The 563-nt window shown below is 52.4% G+C and carries 1 protein-coding gene; it reads left to right on the top strand.

The window, feature by feature from the left end:
- Positions 1-309 (top strand): CHAT domain-containing protein (locus tag AC0QH1_RS00735; protein ID WP_324628808.1); only part of this gene is annotated, 309 nt, incomplete at its 5' end.
- Positions 310-563: the final 254 nt, after the last annotated feature.

Below are 563 nucleotides of genomic sequence, written 5' to 3'. Positions count from 1 at the left end.
TTCGACATGGAACTCAATGCGGATTTAGTCGTCCTCTCTGCTTGCGAGACGGGACGCGGAAAAATCACTGGCGATGGAGTCATCGGATTATCGCGATCGCTCATGTCTGCCGGCACCGCCAGCGTGCTGGTATCCTTATGGAAAGTGCCAGATAATGCCACCTATTTGTTAATGCGAGAATTTTATCAAACCTGGGAAAGCAGTGGCGATAAAGCCCAGGCATTGCGTCAAGCGATGCTGACCACCATGCAGCAGTATCCCAGTCCCGAAAATTGGGCGGCCTTTACCTTGATGGGAGAGGCGCAATAGGGTGCGCTGGAGTCTCCCCCCGCGAGGGTTGATAATTGAAAAATTATGGGGTATTATCAAAAGCATCAACTCTCAACCAAAAGGAGCATCTACCATGCCCCCTGCTTGCAAATCCCGCAACCTATTTGCCCTCACCTTAGTGGTTCTCGTCGGCACCTCAGCACTTGGGGTAGATAAACGCCCATTGTTCCGTTTCCCCGCCACCGCCCAAACGGTGGAAGAGCGACAACAGGAAGCGGAACGATTGTTGGAAC

Source organism: Phormidium sp. CCY1219, from assembly GCF_055795085.1.
This window is presented reverse-complemented; position numbering and strand designations above follow the sequence as displayed.